Source organism: Gordonia polyisoprenivorans NBRC 16320 = JCM 10675 (assembly GCF_000241325.1).
GTDB lineage: Bacteria > Actinomycetota > Actinomycetes > Mycobacteriales > Mycobacteriaceae > Gordonia > Gordonia polyisoprenivorans.
Map to the genome: position 1 here is coordinate 13,605 of NZ_BAEI01000059.1, position 16,878 is coordinate 30,482.

Annotated in this window: 13 protein-coding genes; 4 read left to right on the top strand and 9 right to left on the bottom strand. The window is 67.9% G+C overall.

Annotated features, from left to right (window positions below; genetic code table 11):
* Positions 1-2: 2 nt before the first annotated feature.
* Positions 3-869 carry an MlaE family ABC transporter permease gene (locus GOPIP_RS14610; RefSeq protein ID WP_006370474.1) on the bottom strand — a complete coding sequence of 289 codons (867 nt, stop codon included), beginning with the start codon at positions 867-869 and terminating at the stop codon, positions 3-5.
* A gap of 1 nt (position 870) precedes the next feature.
* Entirely contained in the window at positions 871-1,668 is a 798-nt protein-coding gene (locus GOPIP_RS14615) for an MlaE family ABC transporter permease (protein ID WP_014360331.1), read from the bottom strand.
* Between the two features lie 363 nt (positions 1,669-2,031).
* On the opposite strand from GOPIP_RS14615, the gene treZ reads away from it, so the two are divergent.
* The gene (gene treZ, locus GOPIP_RS14620) at positions 2,032-3,825 is read left to right on the top strand and encodes a malto-oligosyltrehalose trehalohydrolase (RefSeq protein ID WP_006370476.1); all 1,794 of its coding nucleotides are present in this window, start codon (positions 2,032-2,034) and stop codon (positions 3,823-3,825) included.
* 65 nt (positions 3,826-3,890) lie between these two features.
* Here treZ and ilvA read toward each other — a convergent pair whose 3' ends face one another.
* Positions 3,891-5,291: a threonine ammonia-lyase IlvA gene (gene ilvA / locus GOPIP_RS14625; RefSeq protein WP_006370477.1), complete on the bottom strand. Its 1,401-nt coding sequence runs from the start codon at positions 5,289-5,291 to the stop codon at positions 3,891-3,893.
* Positions 5,292-5,517: 226 nt separating this feature from the next.
* On the opposite strand from ilvA, the gene GOPIP_RS14630 reads away from it, so the two are divergent.
* A complete protein-coding gene (locus GOPIP_RS14630) occupies positions 5,518-6,519 on the top strand; it encodes an SMP-30/gluconolactonase/LRE family protein (RefSeq protein WP_014360334.1) in 1,002 nt (333 codons plus the stop codon).
* Here GOPIP_RS14630 and GOPIP_RS14635 read toward each other — a convergent pair.
* From GOPIP_RS14635 to lspA, 5 genes are all read right to left on the bottom strand, one after another.
* Positions 6,462-6,728, bottom strand: a complete 267-nt coding sequence (locus GOPIP_RS14635; protein WP_006370479.1) for a hypothetical protein — start codon at positions 6,726-6,728, stop codon at positions 6,462-6,464. The genes GOPIP_RS14630 and GOPIP_RS14635 overlap by 58 nt on opposite strands.
* Positions 6,729-6,854: 126 nt before the next feature.
* Positions 6,855-8,525 (bottom strand): NAD-binding protein, encoded by a 1,671-nt coding sequence (locus GOPIP_RS14640; RefSeq protein WP_006370480.1) that lies wholly within the window; start codon positions 8,523-8,525, stop codon positions 6,855-6,857.
* Positions 8,526-8,598: 73 nt separating this feature from the next.
* Positions 8,599-12,147 (bottom strand): DNA polymerase III subunit alpha, encoded by a 3,549-nt coding sequence (dnaE, locus tag GOPIP_RS14645; protein ID WP_006370481.1) that lies wholly within the window; start codon positions 12,145-12,147, stop codon positions 8,599-8,601.
* 187 nt (positions 12,148-12,334) lie between these two features.
* Entirely contained in the window at positions 12,335-13,261 is a 927-nt protein-coding gene (locus GOPIP_RS14650; protein WP_006370482.1) for an RluA family pseudouridine synthase, read from the bottom strand.
* Positions 13,254-13,961, bottom strand: coding sequence for a signal peptidase II (lspA, locus tag GOPIP_RS14655; RefSeq protein ID WP_006370483.1), 708 nt, complete (start codon positions 13,959-13,961; stop codon positions 13,254-13,256). Before lspA ends, GOPIP_RS14650 begins: the two co-directional genes overlap by 8 nt.
* A gap of 129 nt (positions 13,962-14,090) precedes the next feature.
* On the opposite strand from lspA, the gene GOPIP_RS14660 reads away from it, so the two are divergent.
* Positions 14,091-14,993, top strand: a complete 903-nt coding sequence (locus tag GOPIP_RS14660; protein ID WP_006370484.1) for a hypothetical protein — start codon at positions 14,091-14,093, stop codon at positions 14,991-14,993.
* A 140-nt stretch (positions 14,994-15,133) separates the two neighbouring features.
* Here the strand turns inward: GOPIP_RS14660 and GOPIP_RS14665 are convergent, their stop codons facing one another.
* Positions 15,134-15,685 (bottom strand): WKL family lipoprotein, encoded by a 552-nt coding sequence (locus tag GOPIP_RS14665; RefSeq protein WP_006370485.1) that lies wholly within the window; start codon positions 15,683-15,685, stop codon positions 15,134-15,136.
* Positions 15,686-15,879: 194 nt separating this feature from the next.
* Here GOPIP_RS14665 and GOPIP_RS14670 point away from each other — a divergent pair, with 194 nt between their 5' ends.
* Positions 15,880-16,869, top strand: coding sequence for an asparaginase (locus tag GOPIP_RS14670; protein WP_006370486.1), 990 nt, complete (start codon positions 15,880-15,882; stop codon positions 16,867-16,869).
* Positions 16,870-16,878: the final 9 nt, after the last annotated feature.

The following is a 16,878-nucleotide window of genomic DNA, read 5'->3' on the forward strand; positions in this document are numbered from 1 at the left end:
CCTCACCCCGAGATCTTGATGCCGGGCGATGTTCCCCAGAACACCAGCGTCATGACCAGATTCGCGAAGACGATGACGATGATCGCCAGCCGGATCGCGTGTCCGGCGGCCACCCCGACGCCTTCCGGACCGCCGGAGGCGAAATACCCGTAGTAGCACTGGATGAACGTGGTCAACAGCACGAAGATGATGACCTTGATGAACGAGTACACCATGTCACTCGAGACCAGGAAGGCGTTGAAATAGGCGAGGTAGTTTCCCGGCCCCTGCCCACTCTGGACCTGGAACATGACTTGGCACGCAAGGTAATTCGCGGCCAACGAGACCGAGTACAGCGGTACGATCGCCAGCACCGCCGCCGACATCCGGGTGGTCACCAGATACGGCAGGGGCCGGATCGCGATGGATTCCAGCGCGTCGATCTCCTCACTGATCCGCATCGACCCGAGCTGTGCGGTGAAGCGGCAACCCGACTGCGCGGTGAACGCGGTCGCCGCCAGCAGCGGCGCGATCTCGCGGGTCGTCGCGAATGCCGACAGACCACCGGTCACCGGTGACATCCCGAGGAGATTCAGTGCGGTGTAACCCTCGATACCGACCGTCGCGCCGCCCATGACGCCGAGGATCACCATGACGCCGACGGTGCCGCCGCCGACCACGATCGCGCCATTGCCCCACGCGACGTCGGCGAGCAGACGCCAGACCTCTTTGCGGTAGTGGGTGAACGCGATGGGCACCGCACCGATCGACCGCACCAGGAAGGTGATGAGGTGCCCCATGCGTGCCAGCGCGTCACGCGGCCCGCGGTAGACACCCTTGGCGGCCTCGACGGGCCGGAGTACGGGCGGGACGTACCGGGATGCGGCCATCTCACACCACCTTTGCCGGGACGACGATGGCGAACAACTGGGTGAGCACCACGTTGACGGTGAACAACAGGAGCACCGAATTGACCACGGCGGCGTTCACCGAGTTGGCGACGCCGGCAGGCCCGCCCTTGGTGTTGAGTCCGCGGTCACAGGCCACGATCGCCACGATCGCGCCGAAGATGACCGATTTGATCAAGGCGAACAACAGGTCCGACACCGAGGCGAACGAGGCGAAGGTGCCCGTGTAGCTACCGGGGGTGCCGCCCTGGAAGTAGACGTTGAAGGCGTAACCGGTGATGAAGCCGACGAAACACACGAAACCGCAGAGCAGGAAACTGACCACCATGGTCGCGAGCAGGCGCGGCGAGATCAGTCGCTGCACGGGGTTCACACCCATCACGCGCATCGCATCGATCTCGTCGCGGATGGTCCGGGAGCCCAGGTCGGCGGCAATCGCCGAACCGACCGCACCGGCGAGCAACAGCGAGGTGACCAACGGGGCGCCCTGCCGGATGACGCCGAGTCCGGTGGCGGCACCGGAGAACGACGTCGCACCGATCTGCCCGGCGATGTTGGACACCTGGATCGAGACGATCACGCCGATCGGGATGGCAACCAGGAAGGTCGGGAACACCGAGGTGCTCGACATGAAGGCGCACTGGCGGATGAACTCACCGAACGGGAAGCGGCGCTTGAGGATGTCCTCGATGAGGACCTTGAACACCTCGACGAACATCGCGAGCTGACGACCGAAGGTCTCGAAACTCGCCACGATGTGTTCGCGAAACCACTTGCGCACTCCCCCGGGCTTGCGCGTCCCTGTTGCCTCGTCTTCCGAAGCCACTGCGTCAGTGCTGCTCAACACCCATCCCTGCGTCGTACGTCATCCGTCGCGTGCCCCCCTGGCAGGCCTGGCCCGCAGTAATATACAGCACCGCCGAACGGGTCGTATGCCGCGGGTCACACCTGGCGTGGCCTGCGGCCTCGCACCTCACGCAATACGGTGGGGTGTGTGGACGAGCCTCAGGATGGTCCCCCCGATGTGGAGGGCCACGCATGTGTGGGTGCCGACACAGTAACTTGGTCACGCGTCCAAGGTGAGGAGAAACACGGGAATCGTTCCAACAGAATCGACGCGACTCCCTTCCGACCGCCTCGCGGCATGGCCGACCTCCGGGTCTGGGCGCCCGCGACGACACGGATGCGCACCCGGGTCGTCACTCCGACCGGCACGCATGATCTGCCGATGATCGGCACCGACGCACCCGGGTGGTACCGGATCGACCCGGCCGTACTGACCACGGCGCTCGGCGAACTCGGACACACCGATCCCGAGTGCCTGCGGTACGGATTCCTCATCGACGACGAGGAGCGCGCGCTGCCCGACCCGAGGTCGGTACGTCTGCCCGACGGCGTCCACGGCCTCTCCGCGTTCCATGTGGTCGACCCGTCGATCTGGCACGACGCGCAGTGGACCGGTCGCGACATCCGCGGTGCCGTGCTCTACGAGCTCCACATCGGCACCTTCACCCCCGAGGGGACCCTCGACTCGGCCATCGGGCACCTCGACGACCTGGTGGAGCTCGGCGTCGATGCGGTGGAGGTCATGCCGCTCAACGCCTTCAACGGTGAGTACAACTGGGGCTACGACGGCGTCGGCTGGTATGCGGTGCACGAACCGTACGGCGGCCCGGATGCCTTCGCCCGCTTCGTCGACGCCTGTCACGTCCGGGGGCTGGCCGTGGTCCTCGACGTCGTCTACAACCACCTCGGGCCGTCGGGCAATTACCTCCCCGATTTCGGGCCGTACCTCGGTGCCGGTTCGACCGGCTGGGGTGCGTCGCTGAACCTCGACGGTCCGTCCTCCGACGAGGTGCGCACCTACATCCTGCAGAACGCGCTGCGCTGGTTCACCGAATTCCACGTCGACGCACTGCGGTTGGACGCGGTACACGCCCTCGTCGATCACCGCGCCCATCCGCTGCTCGAAGCCCTCGCGGTCGGTGCCGACGCACTGTCGGATTCGCTGGGCCGTCCCTGCTCCCTCATCGCCGAGTCCGACCTCAACGATCCGCGACTGATCCTGCCCAGAACGGTCAACGGCCATGGTCTGACCGCTCAATGGGACGACGACATCCATCACGCGATCCACACCGCCGTCTCCGGGGAACGGCAGGGTTACTACGCGGATTTCGGCAGTCTCGAGGGTCTGTCAAAGGTGTTGCGCGGCGGCTTCTTCCACGACGGGACGTACTCCTCCTTCCGCGGCCGACACCACGGTAGACCGATCCCGGAGACGGTCCCGACCACCGCGCTGGTGGCCTACACCTGCGACCACGATCAAATCGGCAACCGGGCGATCGGTGATCGGCCGAGCCACTACCTCGACCACGGCCGGCTCGCGATCAAGGCGGCGCTGGTGCTGTTGTCGCCGTTCACCCCGATGCTGTTCATGGGTGAGGAGTGGGCCGCCGGTACGCCATTCGCGTTCTTCACCTCCCATCCCGAACCCGAGCTCGCCGAGGCCACCCGCAACGGCCGCAAGGCCGAATTCGCGGACCACGGTTGGGATACCGACGACATCCCCGACCCGCAGGATCCGGAGACGTTTCTGCGCTCCAAACTGGACTGGTCGGAACCCGACACGCCGGAACACTCCCGGGTTCGGGACTTCTACCGCGACCTGATCGCGCTGCGCAAGTCCACAGATGCCTTCTCCCGCAGCGATTTCGCATCCATCGACACCGACCACGACGACACCGGGGGATGGTTCGCGATGCACCGCGGCGATGACGCGTCCGAGGCGCAGTGGTCGGTCGTCTGCGTGCTGGCCGACGAGCCTCTCACCGTGCCCATCGACCTCGAGCCGGTGTTGTGGTGGGAGCCGGTGGAATCGGTCGACGACGGGATACGCAGCCCCGGCCACAATGTGGTGATCGGCCGCCGCCGCTCATAACCGTCACCCGTGATCGGCCGAGACCTCGTAGCCGTCACGGTCAGGTCAGGTACTGATATGCACTGTCAGGTCAGATACTGATATGCCGGCGAATCCGGTTCGAGCCGTTCACAATTGAGTCGCGAGTGATCCATCCGGTCCATCAGGCCGGCGAGTCCGTCGCGGTCCCCGAGCTCGATACCGACGAGTGCCGCGCCGGTCTCGCGATTGTTGCGCTTGACGTACTCGAACAGGGTGATGTCGTCGTCGGGTCCGAGGACCTCGTCGAGGAAACGCCGAAGCGCCCCCGGCTCCTGCGGGAAGTCGACGAGGAAGTAGTGCTTGAGCCCCTGGTGGACCAGCGAGCGTTCGATGATCTCGCCGTAGCGGGAGACATCGTTGTTGCCGCCGGAGACCAGGCACACCACGACGGCATCGTCGGGCAGCTTCAGCTGCGAGAGGCCGGTCACCGCGAGTGCTCCGGCCGGTTCGGCGATGATGCCCTCGTTCTGATAGAGCTCGAGCATCGTCGTGCAGATCGCGCCCTCGTCGACGTGGGTGATGTGTGCCGATCCCGCGGGCAACGACACCGGCTCGTCGGGCAGTATCCGAACCGGAGTGTGCGCCGTGGTCTCTGCGCGGACCTCGTCGAGGACCGGGTGGGCGGTGACCGATGCGTCGAGATCGGCCATCGCGCGGTGCCCGAGCGCGCCGATGCGTTTGACGGCCGCACCGTCGACGAACGGGTCGATCCGATCGAGCGTCACCGGTCCGCCGGCGACCAGGGCGGCGGCGAGGGAGATGGCACCGGTCGGCTCGACCCCGACGATGACGGTCTCGCGCGAGACCGAACGGAAGTAGGTGGCCATCCCGGCCAGACAACCACCACCACCGACGGGTGCGACGACGACATCCGGTGCGCGGCCGAGTTGATCGACGACCTCCCGGGCGATCGTGCCCTGACCCGCGGCGGTCCGCGGATCGTCGAAGGCATGAATCCAGGCCGCACCGGTACGCAGGACGTCGGCCTGGGCGGCGGCCGCGGCCGCGTCGTAGGTGTCGCCGACCGCCAATAGCTCTACGTAATCGCCGCCGTGCCAACGAATCCGGTCGCGCTTCTGTTTCGGGGTGGTGGTCGGCACGTAGATACGGCCGGGCGTCTGCATGGTGCGGCAGGCGTAGGCCACCCCCTGGGCGTGGTTGCCCGCGCTCGCGGCAACCACCCCGCGCGACCGCTCCTGTGGGGACAGTTGCGCCATCACGTTGTAGGCACCGCGGATCTTGTAGGACCGGACGGTCTGTAGATCCTCGCGCTTGAGGTAGACCTGCGCGCCGACATCACGGCTGATCCGCGGGGCCGCCTCAAGCGGGGTGTGGGCGACCGCGGGCTCGATGCGTGCGGCGGCCGCGTCGATCGCCGCGGCCGACAAACCCGGCCCCGACTGCTGCAGCGACTCATTGACGTGCGGTGTGCTCACGGCACCCATGGTCTCACCGGCAGCGCTGTCCGGACCGCGCGGGGCGGACGCTCGACGGCCCGCCGGGCACCGGCTCGATGGCCCCGCCGGGCAATTGCCTGCGCCGGGCCGCAGCACGCGCCTAGACTCGGCGAGAACGCATCCACCACATGGTCGTCGGCGCGTATCGGCAGGACTCGAGACACCGGTTCCCGCCGCCCGATCACCGATCACCATGTCAGCGGAGGGAACTCCCGTGCCCCTGCTCGCCCGGACCCTGCTCACCCGCCCGCTCCGGCGCGGTTCTCGCCGACTACTCGCCGCAGCTTGTGGTGGCGTGCTGACCGCCGGAGTGCTCAGCGCCCTCGGTACCGCCCCGGCCCAGGCGGCGCCGGTGTGCGCCGGCGGCGGCGCGCCCGCCCGACTCGTCGGGGCCGTCCCCGGCGCGGCGCTGGAGGGGCTGACCGTCGATGCCGCCGGTCACGCGTATGCGACCGATCTGATCAGCGGACAGGTGTTCCGATTCGACCAGCCGGGCGCACCCGGCCGGGCGATCGCCCGCGTTCCCTCCGGTGGTGCCGGGGCGTTGGCCTGGGCGCCCGACGGCACGCTGCTCGTCGGTTACGGCGCCGATCCACGGGTGGTCCTCGGGGATACGGTCCGCCCGGGTGCGATCGCGCGCCTGGATACCCGGACGAACGTCCTGCGACCGTGGGTGGGCGGACTCTCCGCCGCCGACGGGATGGATGTGGCGGCCAACGGCACCGTCTATGCCACCAACGACTTCGGCAACCTCATCGGACGCGTCGCACCGAACGGTGCGGTCAATGCGCAGTGGGGTTCACTACCGAGTGCCAACGGCGCCGTCCTCGGTCGCGGCGACGGATGGCTGTACGTGTCGCGCACCTTCACCAATCCGGGCGTGAGCCGAATCTCGACGGCGAATCCGCGTGTCGTACAGAGTCTGCTCACCCTCGGTGGCGCGGACACCCTGGCAGCTCCCGACGGCCTGACCCTCGACTCGCGGGATCGTCCGGTGGTGCCGTTCAATGCCGGTGGGCAGATTGTCCGGATCACCGCACCCGGATCGTATTGTGTTCTGGCCCAAGGACTTCGACTGTCCAGCGTGCTGAGTTACGGCCGCGGGGACCGCGGCTTCTCGGCGGGCCGGCTCTACCGTGCCGGTTTCGACGGACGGATCTATGAGATCCCCGGCGGGTTCGACGCCGGGGCGGTCGCCGCGTTCCCGGGTAGGTGACGGGCGACGAGCCACGTCGTCACCAGTGCGACACCGGAGAGCCAGGCGGTCAGTTCCGGGGTGAGGACCAGAAGCGAGATCAGTCCGACGACCCCGGCCACCGCGATCGCCTGAAGCTTGTGCACCGGCCACGCCACGCCCGCGACGTCGACGGTGCGCACCGCGCGAGCATGCTCACGAACGGGATTCATCTCGATCATCGCGGTCATCTGCGCACTCCTGCCGACGCGTCTTCGTACTGCCGTGATACCGAATATAGCACTACCATCACTCAAGGTTTCGGCGAGCCGAAACCAGGGTTTCGTGCGATGGTTCGGTACGCGGACGCACCGGTCTCAGCGGCTGCGCTGCAGCGTGTCGAGCAGTTCGTGATACGGACCGACCAGGTACGCGGTGTCCTCGGCGGCCAGCCGGTCGTCGCGTCGGGGATGCAGCACGGTCCCGGATCGCCGGATGATCGCGATGATGCGGGTCCGTGTGGGCAGGTCGGCGAGCAGCATGCCGTCGAGGACGCTGCCCCGCCGGACGAACAGGCCGCCGACCATGAATGAATACCGTCCGACCGAGAACGTGGAGATGACCTGCAGGCCGAGTGCCGCCCCGATGAACCAGGGCGCGGCGAGTTCGACGGTGGACCGCACGTTCTCGAACCCGAAGCGGTGCGCGACCGCCGCACCCAACGACTGGTCGTAGACGCGGAGCACCACCGGAACGCCGGCCCGTCCCCCCGACCGGGACCAGCGCCGTCCGAGCACCTCACGCAGGATGATGCCGGTCTCGATGTTCACCATGTCGTCGTGGGTGAGCACGGCCACCGCGTATGCGCGGTCGATACCGGCATCGGCGAGTGTGCGCCGCAGCGTCGCGTCCCCGATGATCACCGGGATGTCGAGTTCGGCCGCCACCTCGAGGAAGCGGTTGTCGTCGTTGCGTTCGACCACGACCACCTCGTGTCCGAGCGCCCGCAGGTCGGTCGCCACCCGGATGCCGAAGGACCCCAACCCCACGACCAGGATGTGACCGGCCATGTCTCGGACGCGCCGACGTGCGGCGGACGCACCGATCCGGCGGGACAGCAACAGGTCGGCGACGAAGGCCATCAACACCGCGGTGGTGGTGACACCGGCGAACATCAGACCGATCGCGAACAATCGCAACCAGGTCGGCTGACCGACGAAGCTGAAATCGCCGTAACCGACCGTCGCGATGGTCTCGGTGGAGAAGTAGAGCGCATCGACCAGGCTCATCCCCGGCCGGTGATAGGTGAAGCGCAGCAGGATGGTGGCAAAGGCCAACAGTGTCAACGACACACCCAGCGCGCGAAAGAGGTTCGGGTTGACGTCGTCGCGGAACGCACGGACGGCGCCGAGCGCGCGCAGCGGGAGCGGACGGCGTGAGCGCGTGCGTCGCCGGTCCGGGGCGATCTCCACACCCTGCGCGGCGAGGTCGTCGACCGTGCCGATCATCGCGACCCAATCCCCCGGTTCGACCGGCAGATCGCGGCCCGGGCACGGCACGACCGACTCCGCACCCGATCCGGATCCGGCGCGCAACACGGCCACCGGCGCGAGGTCGCCGTAGAGCTCGCGCAGCGTGCCCGCACTCGGGGCATGGGCCCCGGACACCACGAACTCGTTGCCCGCCACCGGGATCGAGTGCGTCGTACGTCCCAGACATGCCTCGACGACCGACGGGGCGGCGAGTTCGGCGACGTCGAGTACGGCGCCCGGCCCGTTGCCCGAGGCGACCGCGTCGCGCAGCACCGCATTGGACAGGTTGGCGACCACCCGCACGTGCGGATCGAGAGTGCGTGCCAGCAGGGCGATCTCGAGGTTCACCGCGTCATCCGACCCGGCGCACACCACTGCCGCGGCCTGCCCGACGTCGGCGTCGGCGAGGTCACCGGGTGCCGACAGCGTGATGATGCGCGCTCCGGCACTGGCGAGTTCCTCGGTGACCCGCAGCGTCAGCGCGTCGTCACCGTGCACGATGATGTGACCGGGCATTTCGCAGAGCGTACCCGTGGCACGCCCGGCACGCGTGCCGACACCGGGCGTCCCCGGGGCCGGCCCGGGCAGCTCAGCCCAGGCAGCTCGGACCGAGCAACGCTTTGAGGTCACCCATGAGCGCCGAACTCGGGGTCACCCGCAACGATTCGGTCAGGCACAGCAGCGTCGAGCGATCGTCGGAGACGAGGGTGACGTGAACGTCGGCGGTCCCGGGATGGCGGGTCAACACCTGCTTGAGTGCGGCGACCCGATCCGGCGTGCACAGTCGGCTCGGCAACGTCAGGGCGACCGGCTTGGTCGTGCCCGCCACGTCGAGGTCGGGGACGGCGAGGTCATTGGCGCTGATCATCATTTTGTCGTCGTCGCGCAGGGTCACGCGAGCCTTGATGAGCACGATGTTGTCCGGGGCGATGTCCATGCCGTACGCCAGGAACGAACGTGGGAAGAAGTAGACCTCCACGCCACCGACCATGTCCTCGAGGGTGATCGCGGCCCACGGTTCGCCCTTCTTGTTCACCCGGCGGGTGACCGTGGAGATGATGCCGCCGATCGTGATCTGCGCACCGTCGGACACATTGCCCTCGAGCAGTTGGGTGATCGAGGTGTCGGTCTGCGCGGCGATGGCGTGCTCGACGCCGGCCAACGGATGCCCGGATACGTAGAGCCCCAACATCTCTCGCTCCAGGGTGAGCTTGTGTTTGGTGTCCCACTCCTGGTCGGGGACGGGCACCGCGAACACCTCGGCGAGACTGTCGTCGGCCGACTCGTCGCCACCGCCGAACAGATCGAACTGCCCGATCGCCTCGGCCTTCTTGGTGCCGATCACCGATTCGACCGCCTCGGTGTGGATCAGGAACAGACCCTTGCGCGGATGGCCGAGCGAGTCGAAGGCGCCGGCCTTGATCAGCGACTCGGTGACCTTCTTGTTGCAGGCGGTGACGTCGATCTTGTTGAGGTAGTCGGAGAAGTTCGCGAACTTCCCCTTCGACTCCCGGGCCTCGAGGATCGAGCCGACGACCCCGGACCCGACGTTGCGGATCGCGGCCAGACCGAAGCGGATGTCGGTGCCGACGGCGGCGAAGTTGCGCTGCGACTCGTTGACGTCGGGCGGCAACACGGTGATGCCGAGCTTGCGGCAATCGGCCAGGTAGATCGCGGCCTTGTCCTTGTCGTCGCCGACCGAGGTGAGCAGACCGGCCATGTACTCGGCGGGATAGTTGGCCTTGAGGTAGGCGGTCCAGAAGGAGACCAGGCCGTAGCCCGCGGCGTGCGATTTGTTGAACGCATACCCGGCGAACGGCAACACCGTGTCCCAGAGGGCGGTGATCGCCGCCTGCGAGAACCCGTTGTTGCGCATGCCCTCTGCGAAGCCGTCATAGGCCTCGTCGAGGATCTCCTTCTTCTTCTTGCCCATCGCGCGGCGCAGCAGGTCTGCTTGTCCGAGCGAGTAGCCGGCGACCTTCTGCGCGATCTGCATGATCTGCTCTTGGTAGACGATCAGGCCATAGGTCTCGGAGAGGATCTCCTTGAGCGGTTCCTCGAGTTGGGGGTGAATCGGCCGGATCTGCTGCAAACCGTTCTTGCGCTTGGCGTAGTCGGTGTGCGCGTTGACACCCATCGGGCCCGGGCGATACAGCGCGAGGACGGCGACGATGTCCTCGAAACCGGTGGGCTGCATCATCTTCAACAATTCGCGCATGGCCGCGCCGTCGAGCTGGAACACGCCGAGCGTGTCGCCACGGGCGAGGAGCTCGTAGGTCTTCGGGTCCTCGAGCGGCAGCGTGTCGAGGTCGAGGTCGATCCCGCGGTTGAGCTTGATGTTCTCCAGGGCGTCACCGATGACGGTGAGGTTGCGCAGTCCCAGGAAGTCCATCTTCAGCAGGCCGATCGCCTCGCACGAGGGATAGTCCCAGCCGGTGATGATCGCGCCGTCCTGGGCGCGCTTCCACACCGGGATGGCGTCGGTGAGCGGCTCCGAGGACATGATCACCGCGCAGGCGTGGACGCCGGCATTGCGGATCAGGCCCTCGAGGCCGAGGGCGGTGTCGTAGATCTTCTTGACGTCGGGGTCGGTCTCGATGAGCGTGCGCACCTCGGTGGCCTCGCCGAACCGCTCGTGCTCGGGGTTGGTGATCCCCCAGACCGGGATGTCCTTGGCCATGATGGGCGGCGGCAGGGCCTTGGTGATGCGGTCGGCGATCGCGAAGCCGGGCTGGCCGAACTGGACCCTGGCCGAGTCCTTGATCGCGGCCTTGGTCTTGATCGTGCCGAAGGTGATGACCTGGGCGACCTTGTCGCTGCCCCACCGTTCGGTGGCGTAGCGCACCATCTCACCGCGGCGGCGGTCGTCGAAGTCGATGTCGATATCGGGCATCGACACACGTTCGGGGTTGAGGAATCGCTCGAAGAGCAGTCCGTGCGGGATCGGGTCGATGTTGGTGATGCCCAGCGCCCACGCGACCAGCGAACCGGCCGCCGACCCGCGGCCCGGGCCGACGCGGATGCCGACCTCCTGCGCGTGCCGGATGAGATCGCCGACCACCAGGAAGTAGGCCGGGAATCCCATCTGGATGATGACGTCGAGTTCGTAGTTCGCACGCTCCTGGTACTCCGCGGGCACCTCGGAGTCGGGGAAGCGACGTTCCTTGAGGCCCTTGGCGACCTCCTTGCGCAGCCAGGTCTCCTGGGAATCACCCTCGGGCACCGGGAAGACCGGCATCCGGTCGCGGTGGGTGAAGACGTCGGCGTAGCTCTGCACCCGCTCGCCGATCTCCAGGGTGTTGTCGCAGGCACCGGGCACGACCGAATCCCACTGCGCCCGCATCTCCTCGGCCGACTTCAGGTAGTAGCCGTCACCGTCGAACTTGAAACGGGTGGGATCGGAGAGGGTCTTGCCGGTCTGCACGCACAGCAGCGCCTCGTGCGCGGCAGCGTGCTCCTTGGTGACGTAATGGCAGTCGTTGGTGACGATGGGTTTGATGCCGAGTTTGCGACCGATCTCGAGCAGTCCGTCGCGGACCCGGCGCTCGATCTCCAGGCCGTGTTCCATCAGCTCGAGGTAGAAGTTCTCCTTGCCGAAGATCTCCTGCCACTTCGCGGCCGCCTCGAGAGCTTCACGCTCGTGACCGAGCCGCAGCCGCGTCTGCACCTCGCCCGACGGGCAGCCGGTGGTGGCGATGATCCCCTCGGCGTGCGCGGCGATGATCTCGGCGTCCATCCGCGCCCACTTGCCCAGCTGTCCCTCGATCGACGCCAACGACGAGAGCTTGAACAGGTTGCGCAGACCCGTGGCGTTCTCGGCGACCATCGTCATGTGGGTATAGGCACCCGAGCCGGAGACGTCGTCGTCCTTCTGGTCGCGGGTACCCCACAGCACACGTTTGGTGTTGAAGCGCGACTCCGGGGCGATATAGGCCTCGATGCCGATGATGGGCGTGATGTCGCTTTTCACAGCGGTGTTGTAGAACTCGCTGGCACCGAACATGTTGCCGTGGTCGGTCATACCGATCGCGGTCATCCCCAGGCGCTTGGCCTCGGCGAACAGCGGCGACACCTTGGCCGCGCCGTCGAGCATCGAGTACTCGGTGTGGTTGTGCAGGTGAACAAACGAGTCTGCCACGGACGCTTCTCACCTCTGGTGCGAGTCTTTGGGATAGGGCGTCACCAACTCTAGGCGCTGCGACCGACAGCCACGCCCGGGCGCGCCGCTGCGGGAAAGCTGTGGCAGGTGAGGCGCCGCACGCGGTGTGTCGTCGTCGGTGTGTCACGCCCGGCGTGTCGAATCGCCTCGCCGGTCCGGGCGACTCTCAGCCGTCGCGCAGCACGTCGAGCGCGTGCTGCAGATCCTTCGGATACGGGCTGGTGTATTCGACATGGCGACCGTCGGCGGGATGGGCGAACCCCAGCGACCGCGCGTGCAGCCACTGGCGGTCGAGACCCAGACGCGCGGCGAGCACCGGGTCGGCCCCATAGGTGAGATCACCACAACACGGATGGTGCAGGGCCGAGAAGTGCACCCGGATCTGATGGGTGCGGCCGGTCTCTAGATGGATGTCGACCAGCGACGCCGCCGCGAACATCTCGAGGGTGTCGTAGTGGGTGATGCTCGGCTTGCCGCCCGCGGTGACCGCGAACTTCCAGTCGTTGCCGCGATGGCGGCCGATCGGGGCGTCGATGGTTCCCTCGGGCGGATCGAGGTGTCCCTGCACCAGCGCGTGATACCCCTTGTCGACCTCGCGGTCCCGGAAGGCGCGCTTGAGCAGCGAATACGCACGCTCGGACACCGCGACCACCATCAGTCCGGAGGTGCCGACGTCGAGCCGGGACACGATGCCCTGCCGCTCGGAGGCACCCGAGGTGGAGATCCGATAGCCCGCGGCGGCGAGCGCACCGACGACGGTCGGCCCGCTCCAACCGACCGAGGGATGTGCGGCGACCCCGACCGGTTTGTCGACGACGATGATGTCGGAGTCGTGATAGACGACCGAGAGGTCCTCCACCGGCGTGGGCTCGACCCGCAGCGGCTCGGTCGGCGCGGGCAGCAGCACATCGAGCCAACCGCCGGCGACCAGTTTGTGGGACTTGCCGACCGCGACGCCGTCGACGGTGACCTCGCCGTCGTCGGCGAGACGGCCCACGACCGTGCGCGACAGGCCCAGGAGCCGCGCCACCCCGGCATCGGCCCGCATCCCGTCGAGGCCGTCGGGAATGGGCATCGCCCGCGACTCACGCATCGGCGTTCCTCCCGGTCTCGGTGTCCGTGTTGGTCTCGGTGTTCTTGTTGGTCTCGGTGTCACTGCCGGCGCCGGTGTCCCGGTGATCGCCCTCCGCCGGCTGGTCGTCGGGGTCCGGGTCGTTGCGGGCCGCCCAGCCCGAGCGGGTGCCGTCGTGGTCGTATCCGAGCAGCGACAGGATCACCAGCAGCACCGCCCCGCACACGACCGCCGAGTCCGCGACGTTGAACACCGGCCACCAGCCCACCGACACGAAGTCGACGACATGCCCGCGCAGCGGGCCCGGCGCCCGGAAGATCCGGTCGATCAGATTGCCCAGTGCCCCACCGAGAACCAGGCCCAGTCCGAGAATCCACCAGCCCGATCGGAGGCGGCCGGCATAGCGGATGATGACCGCCACGACCGCCAGGGCGATCAACGTGAGAACCCAGGTGTAACCGGTCGCCATCGAGAACGCCGCGCCACTGTTGCGCACCAGACGCAGGGTCACCGTGTCGCCGATGATCCGCACCGGCTCGCCCGGTGTGATCAGGGCCACCACAAGGGTTTTGGTGATGACGTCGAGAGCGACGACGGTACCGGCGATGGCGGCCAGAACGGCGAGTACCTTCGCGCCGCGATGCGTGCGGGGCGCCGTCGTCGCGGTCGTCATCTGCTCGTCGGCACCCGAGGTGGTGCCGTTGGTCGCTGAGTCGTCCACCCGTCCATCATCCCTGACGCGTGCAATACGCTGACTGCCGTGTCCCCCACGCCCGCTTCGTCCAGGATCGCCGCACGCCCGATCCGGCGCAGGCGCCGCCTGCCACGCAGACCGGCCGCCGCGGTTTGGGTGACCATCCTCACCGGCGCGCTGGCGGTGAGCGCGTGTGGCTCCGGCACCGATACCGCAGCGTCGTCGCAACCACCGACCCCGTCCGGGCCGTGTGCCGCCGACCCCGGTACGGGCCTGACCCAGGCCACGCCGATCCCGATCCCGTCCGCGACCGTCACGCTCACCTCCCCCGGCGCGGCTCCCACCCGAGTCGCCACACCCGCACCCGACGTCGGTTCGGCACAGCAGGTGACGCTGTCGACCACCTCGAGCGAGGTCTCCACCACCGCGCAGACCACCCAGGAGGTCACCACCCCGCTGACCGCCCGGTTCGGCTGCACGGCGACCTCCGAACTGCACCTCGTCCTCGGAACACCGACCTCCACGCAGCCCGAACTGACCGACCAGCTCGCGAAGGCGAAGGGCAGCGTCGCCGGGATCGCCTTCGGGCCGGCGCTGAGCCCGATGTCGCTACGTCTGCGGCCGACCGACGCGTCGTCGGCGCCCGCACGTCGTGCGCTCGAACAGTCGCTGGTGCAGACCCTGCAGGATTCGATCGTGCTGCCCACCGACCCGATCGGCGTCGGCGCGACGTGGCGTAGCGAACGCACCGTCGTCGGCGCCGCCACGGTGACGCAGACCATCGAGGCGCGGCTGAGCGCGTGGGACGGAAATCGCCTGACCATCTCCTTCACCGCCGAGGAGTCACCGATCAACTCGGTGTTCACCATCCCCGGCGGCAACACCACCCTGACGATCGCCCGGTATTCCTATTCCGGGTCCGGGGAGATCACCGTCGACCTGACCCGCGGATTGCCGGTCGGCGGGCATGCCGACTACAGCGGTGCGCGAGAACTGGTCGGCGCCGACCCCGACCAGCCGCTACTACAACGCATCGGGTTCAGCGTGAACTGGAAGTGACCTGTCGGGCCGCACACCTCCATCGCCCCGGAGCCCCGAGCTCCGAGCCCCGAGCTCATCGGAATCGCCGCCACCGCAGAAACGCCGCAGGGCCCCGACTCGAGGAGTCGGGGCCCTGCGCTCGTTGATCAAGTGCGCGATCAGCTCGACGGACGGGTACTCGACGACGTCGGGCACATCGCGCTGGTCACACCATTGGTGGTGATCAGCGGGCAGACGAAGCTGCTGGCGAGCTTCCAGCGCCCACCGTCGTAGACGATCTGCGCGTCGATGTCCTGCGGCTGCTGGTCGGGCAGTTTGACCTGCACCCGAACACTCGCCCGGTTGGGTCCATCGGTGGTCACCGGACCGCGGATCTGATACGTGACGTCCGGGTTCTCCTTGCGCGCCTGCACCAGCTTGTCGAAGACGGCCGGGTCCTTCTGCGAGTTCTGCACCAGCTGCGTCTTCTGCGCATTCGGCACGTTCGGGTCGAGCGCGGTCTGCAGCATCTGGTTCAGGGTCGCCACCGACGGCGGATTGCTCGCATCGGTGACGTTCGTCCCGCCGCCTGCGGTCGAGGCGGCGCTGCTGGTGGTGGTCTGGGCGACGGTGGGGATGTCGTCGGCACTGTCGTCGCTGCTACACGCTGCAACGCTGACGGTCACCGCGGCCGTGATCATGACGGCACCCACGAACTTCGGAAACTTCAACGATCTCCCTCACTGTCTGTGCGACCCCGCCGTCACCGGCGCGGTCATCCTTACGACTTGTCGCGGTTGCTCCCACCCTGTCCGGATGGGTCAACGGTGACACCACTATGCCAAACCGTCGCACGGCACCGGCGTGCCGGACACCACGACCGCAACGGTTGACGCCGTCGGCGGGTTCCCGCAACCTGTGATCCATGGCACCCACGCCGCACGCACGCATCGCCCTGATCACCACCGGCGGCACCGTCGCGGCCCGCACCGGAACCGACGGTGCGGTGCCGGTGCTCTCCGCCGACGACCTGCTGGCCACCGCTGATGAGTCGGCCGCGCACGGGGCGCTCATCGAGGGAACGTTCGAACCACAGATCGTTCCGGTCGATCTGATGTCGGTGGACAGTTCGGCGATGACACCGACCGAACAGTTCCGCGTGGTCGCCGCGATCGCCGACGCGCTCGCCGACCCCGACATCGACGGGGTGGTGGTGACCCATGGCACCGACACGATGGAGGAGACCGCCTTCCTCGCCGACCTCGTCGCCGCCGATCCCCGCCCGGTGGTCTTCACCGGCGCGCAACGACCGGCCGACGACCCGCACGCCGACGGCCCGGCCAACATCGCGTCGGCGTTGGCGCATGCCGCCGATCCGGACTCGCGCTCGCTCGGGGTGCAGATCGTCCTCGGCGGTCGGATCACCGCGGCGCGCGGGGCGTTCAAGGCCTCCACGGTCGATCTCGATGTCTTCGATTCCGTGCACGATTCGTTGCCACGACCATTGCTGACCGGTCCACTGCCGGGTGGCCGTCCGGTCCGCGTCGACGCCTACACCTTGTATCCGGGTGTCTCACCGGGACTCATCGCCGCATCGGTGTCGCAGAACGCCGCGGGCATCGTGCTCGCCGGGACCGGTTCGGGCAACACCCATCCCGACATCACCGCCGAGGTCAGCCTGGCGCGGCAGCGCGGGGTGGTCGTGGTCGTCACCACCCGGGTGCCCTACGGCCCGGTGGTTGCCACCTACGGCGGCGGGGGTGGCGCGGTGGATCTCGAGCGTGCCGGGGCGATCGTCTCGAGGTGGCTGCGCGCACCTCAGGCACGCGTGGCCCTGCAGGCGCTGCTCACCACCGGCTGCGACGCCGACGAGGTCGCCGACTTCTTCTCCGCATCCGAGCCGCGGGACGACTGAGCGCCTGGG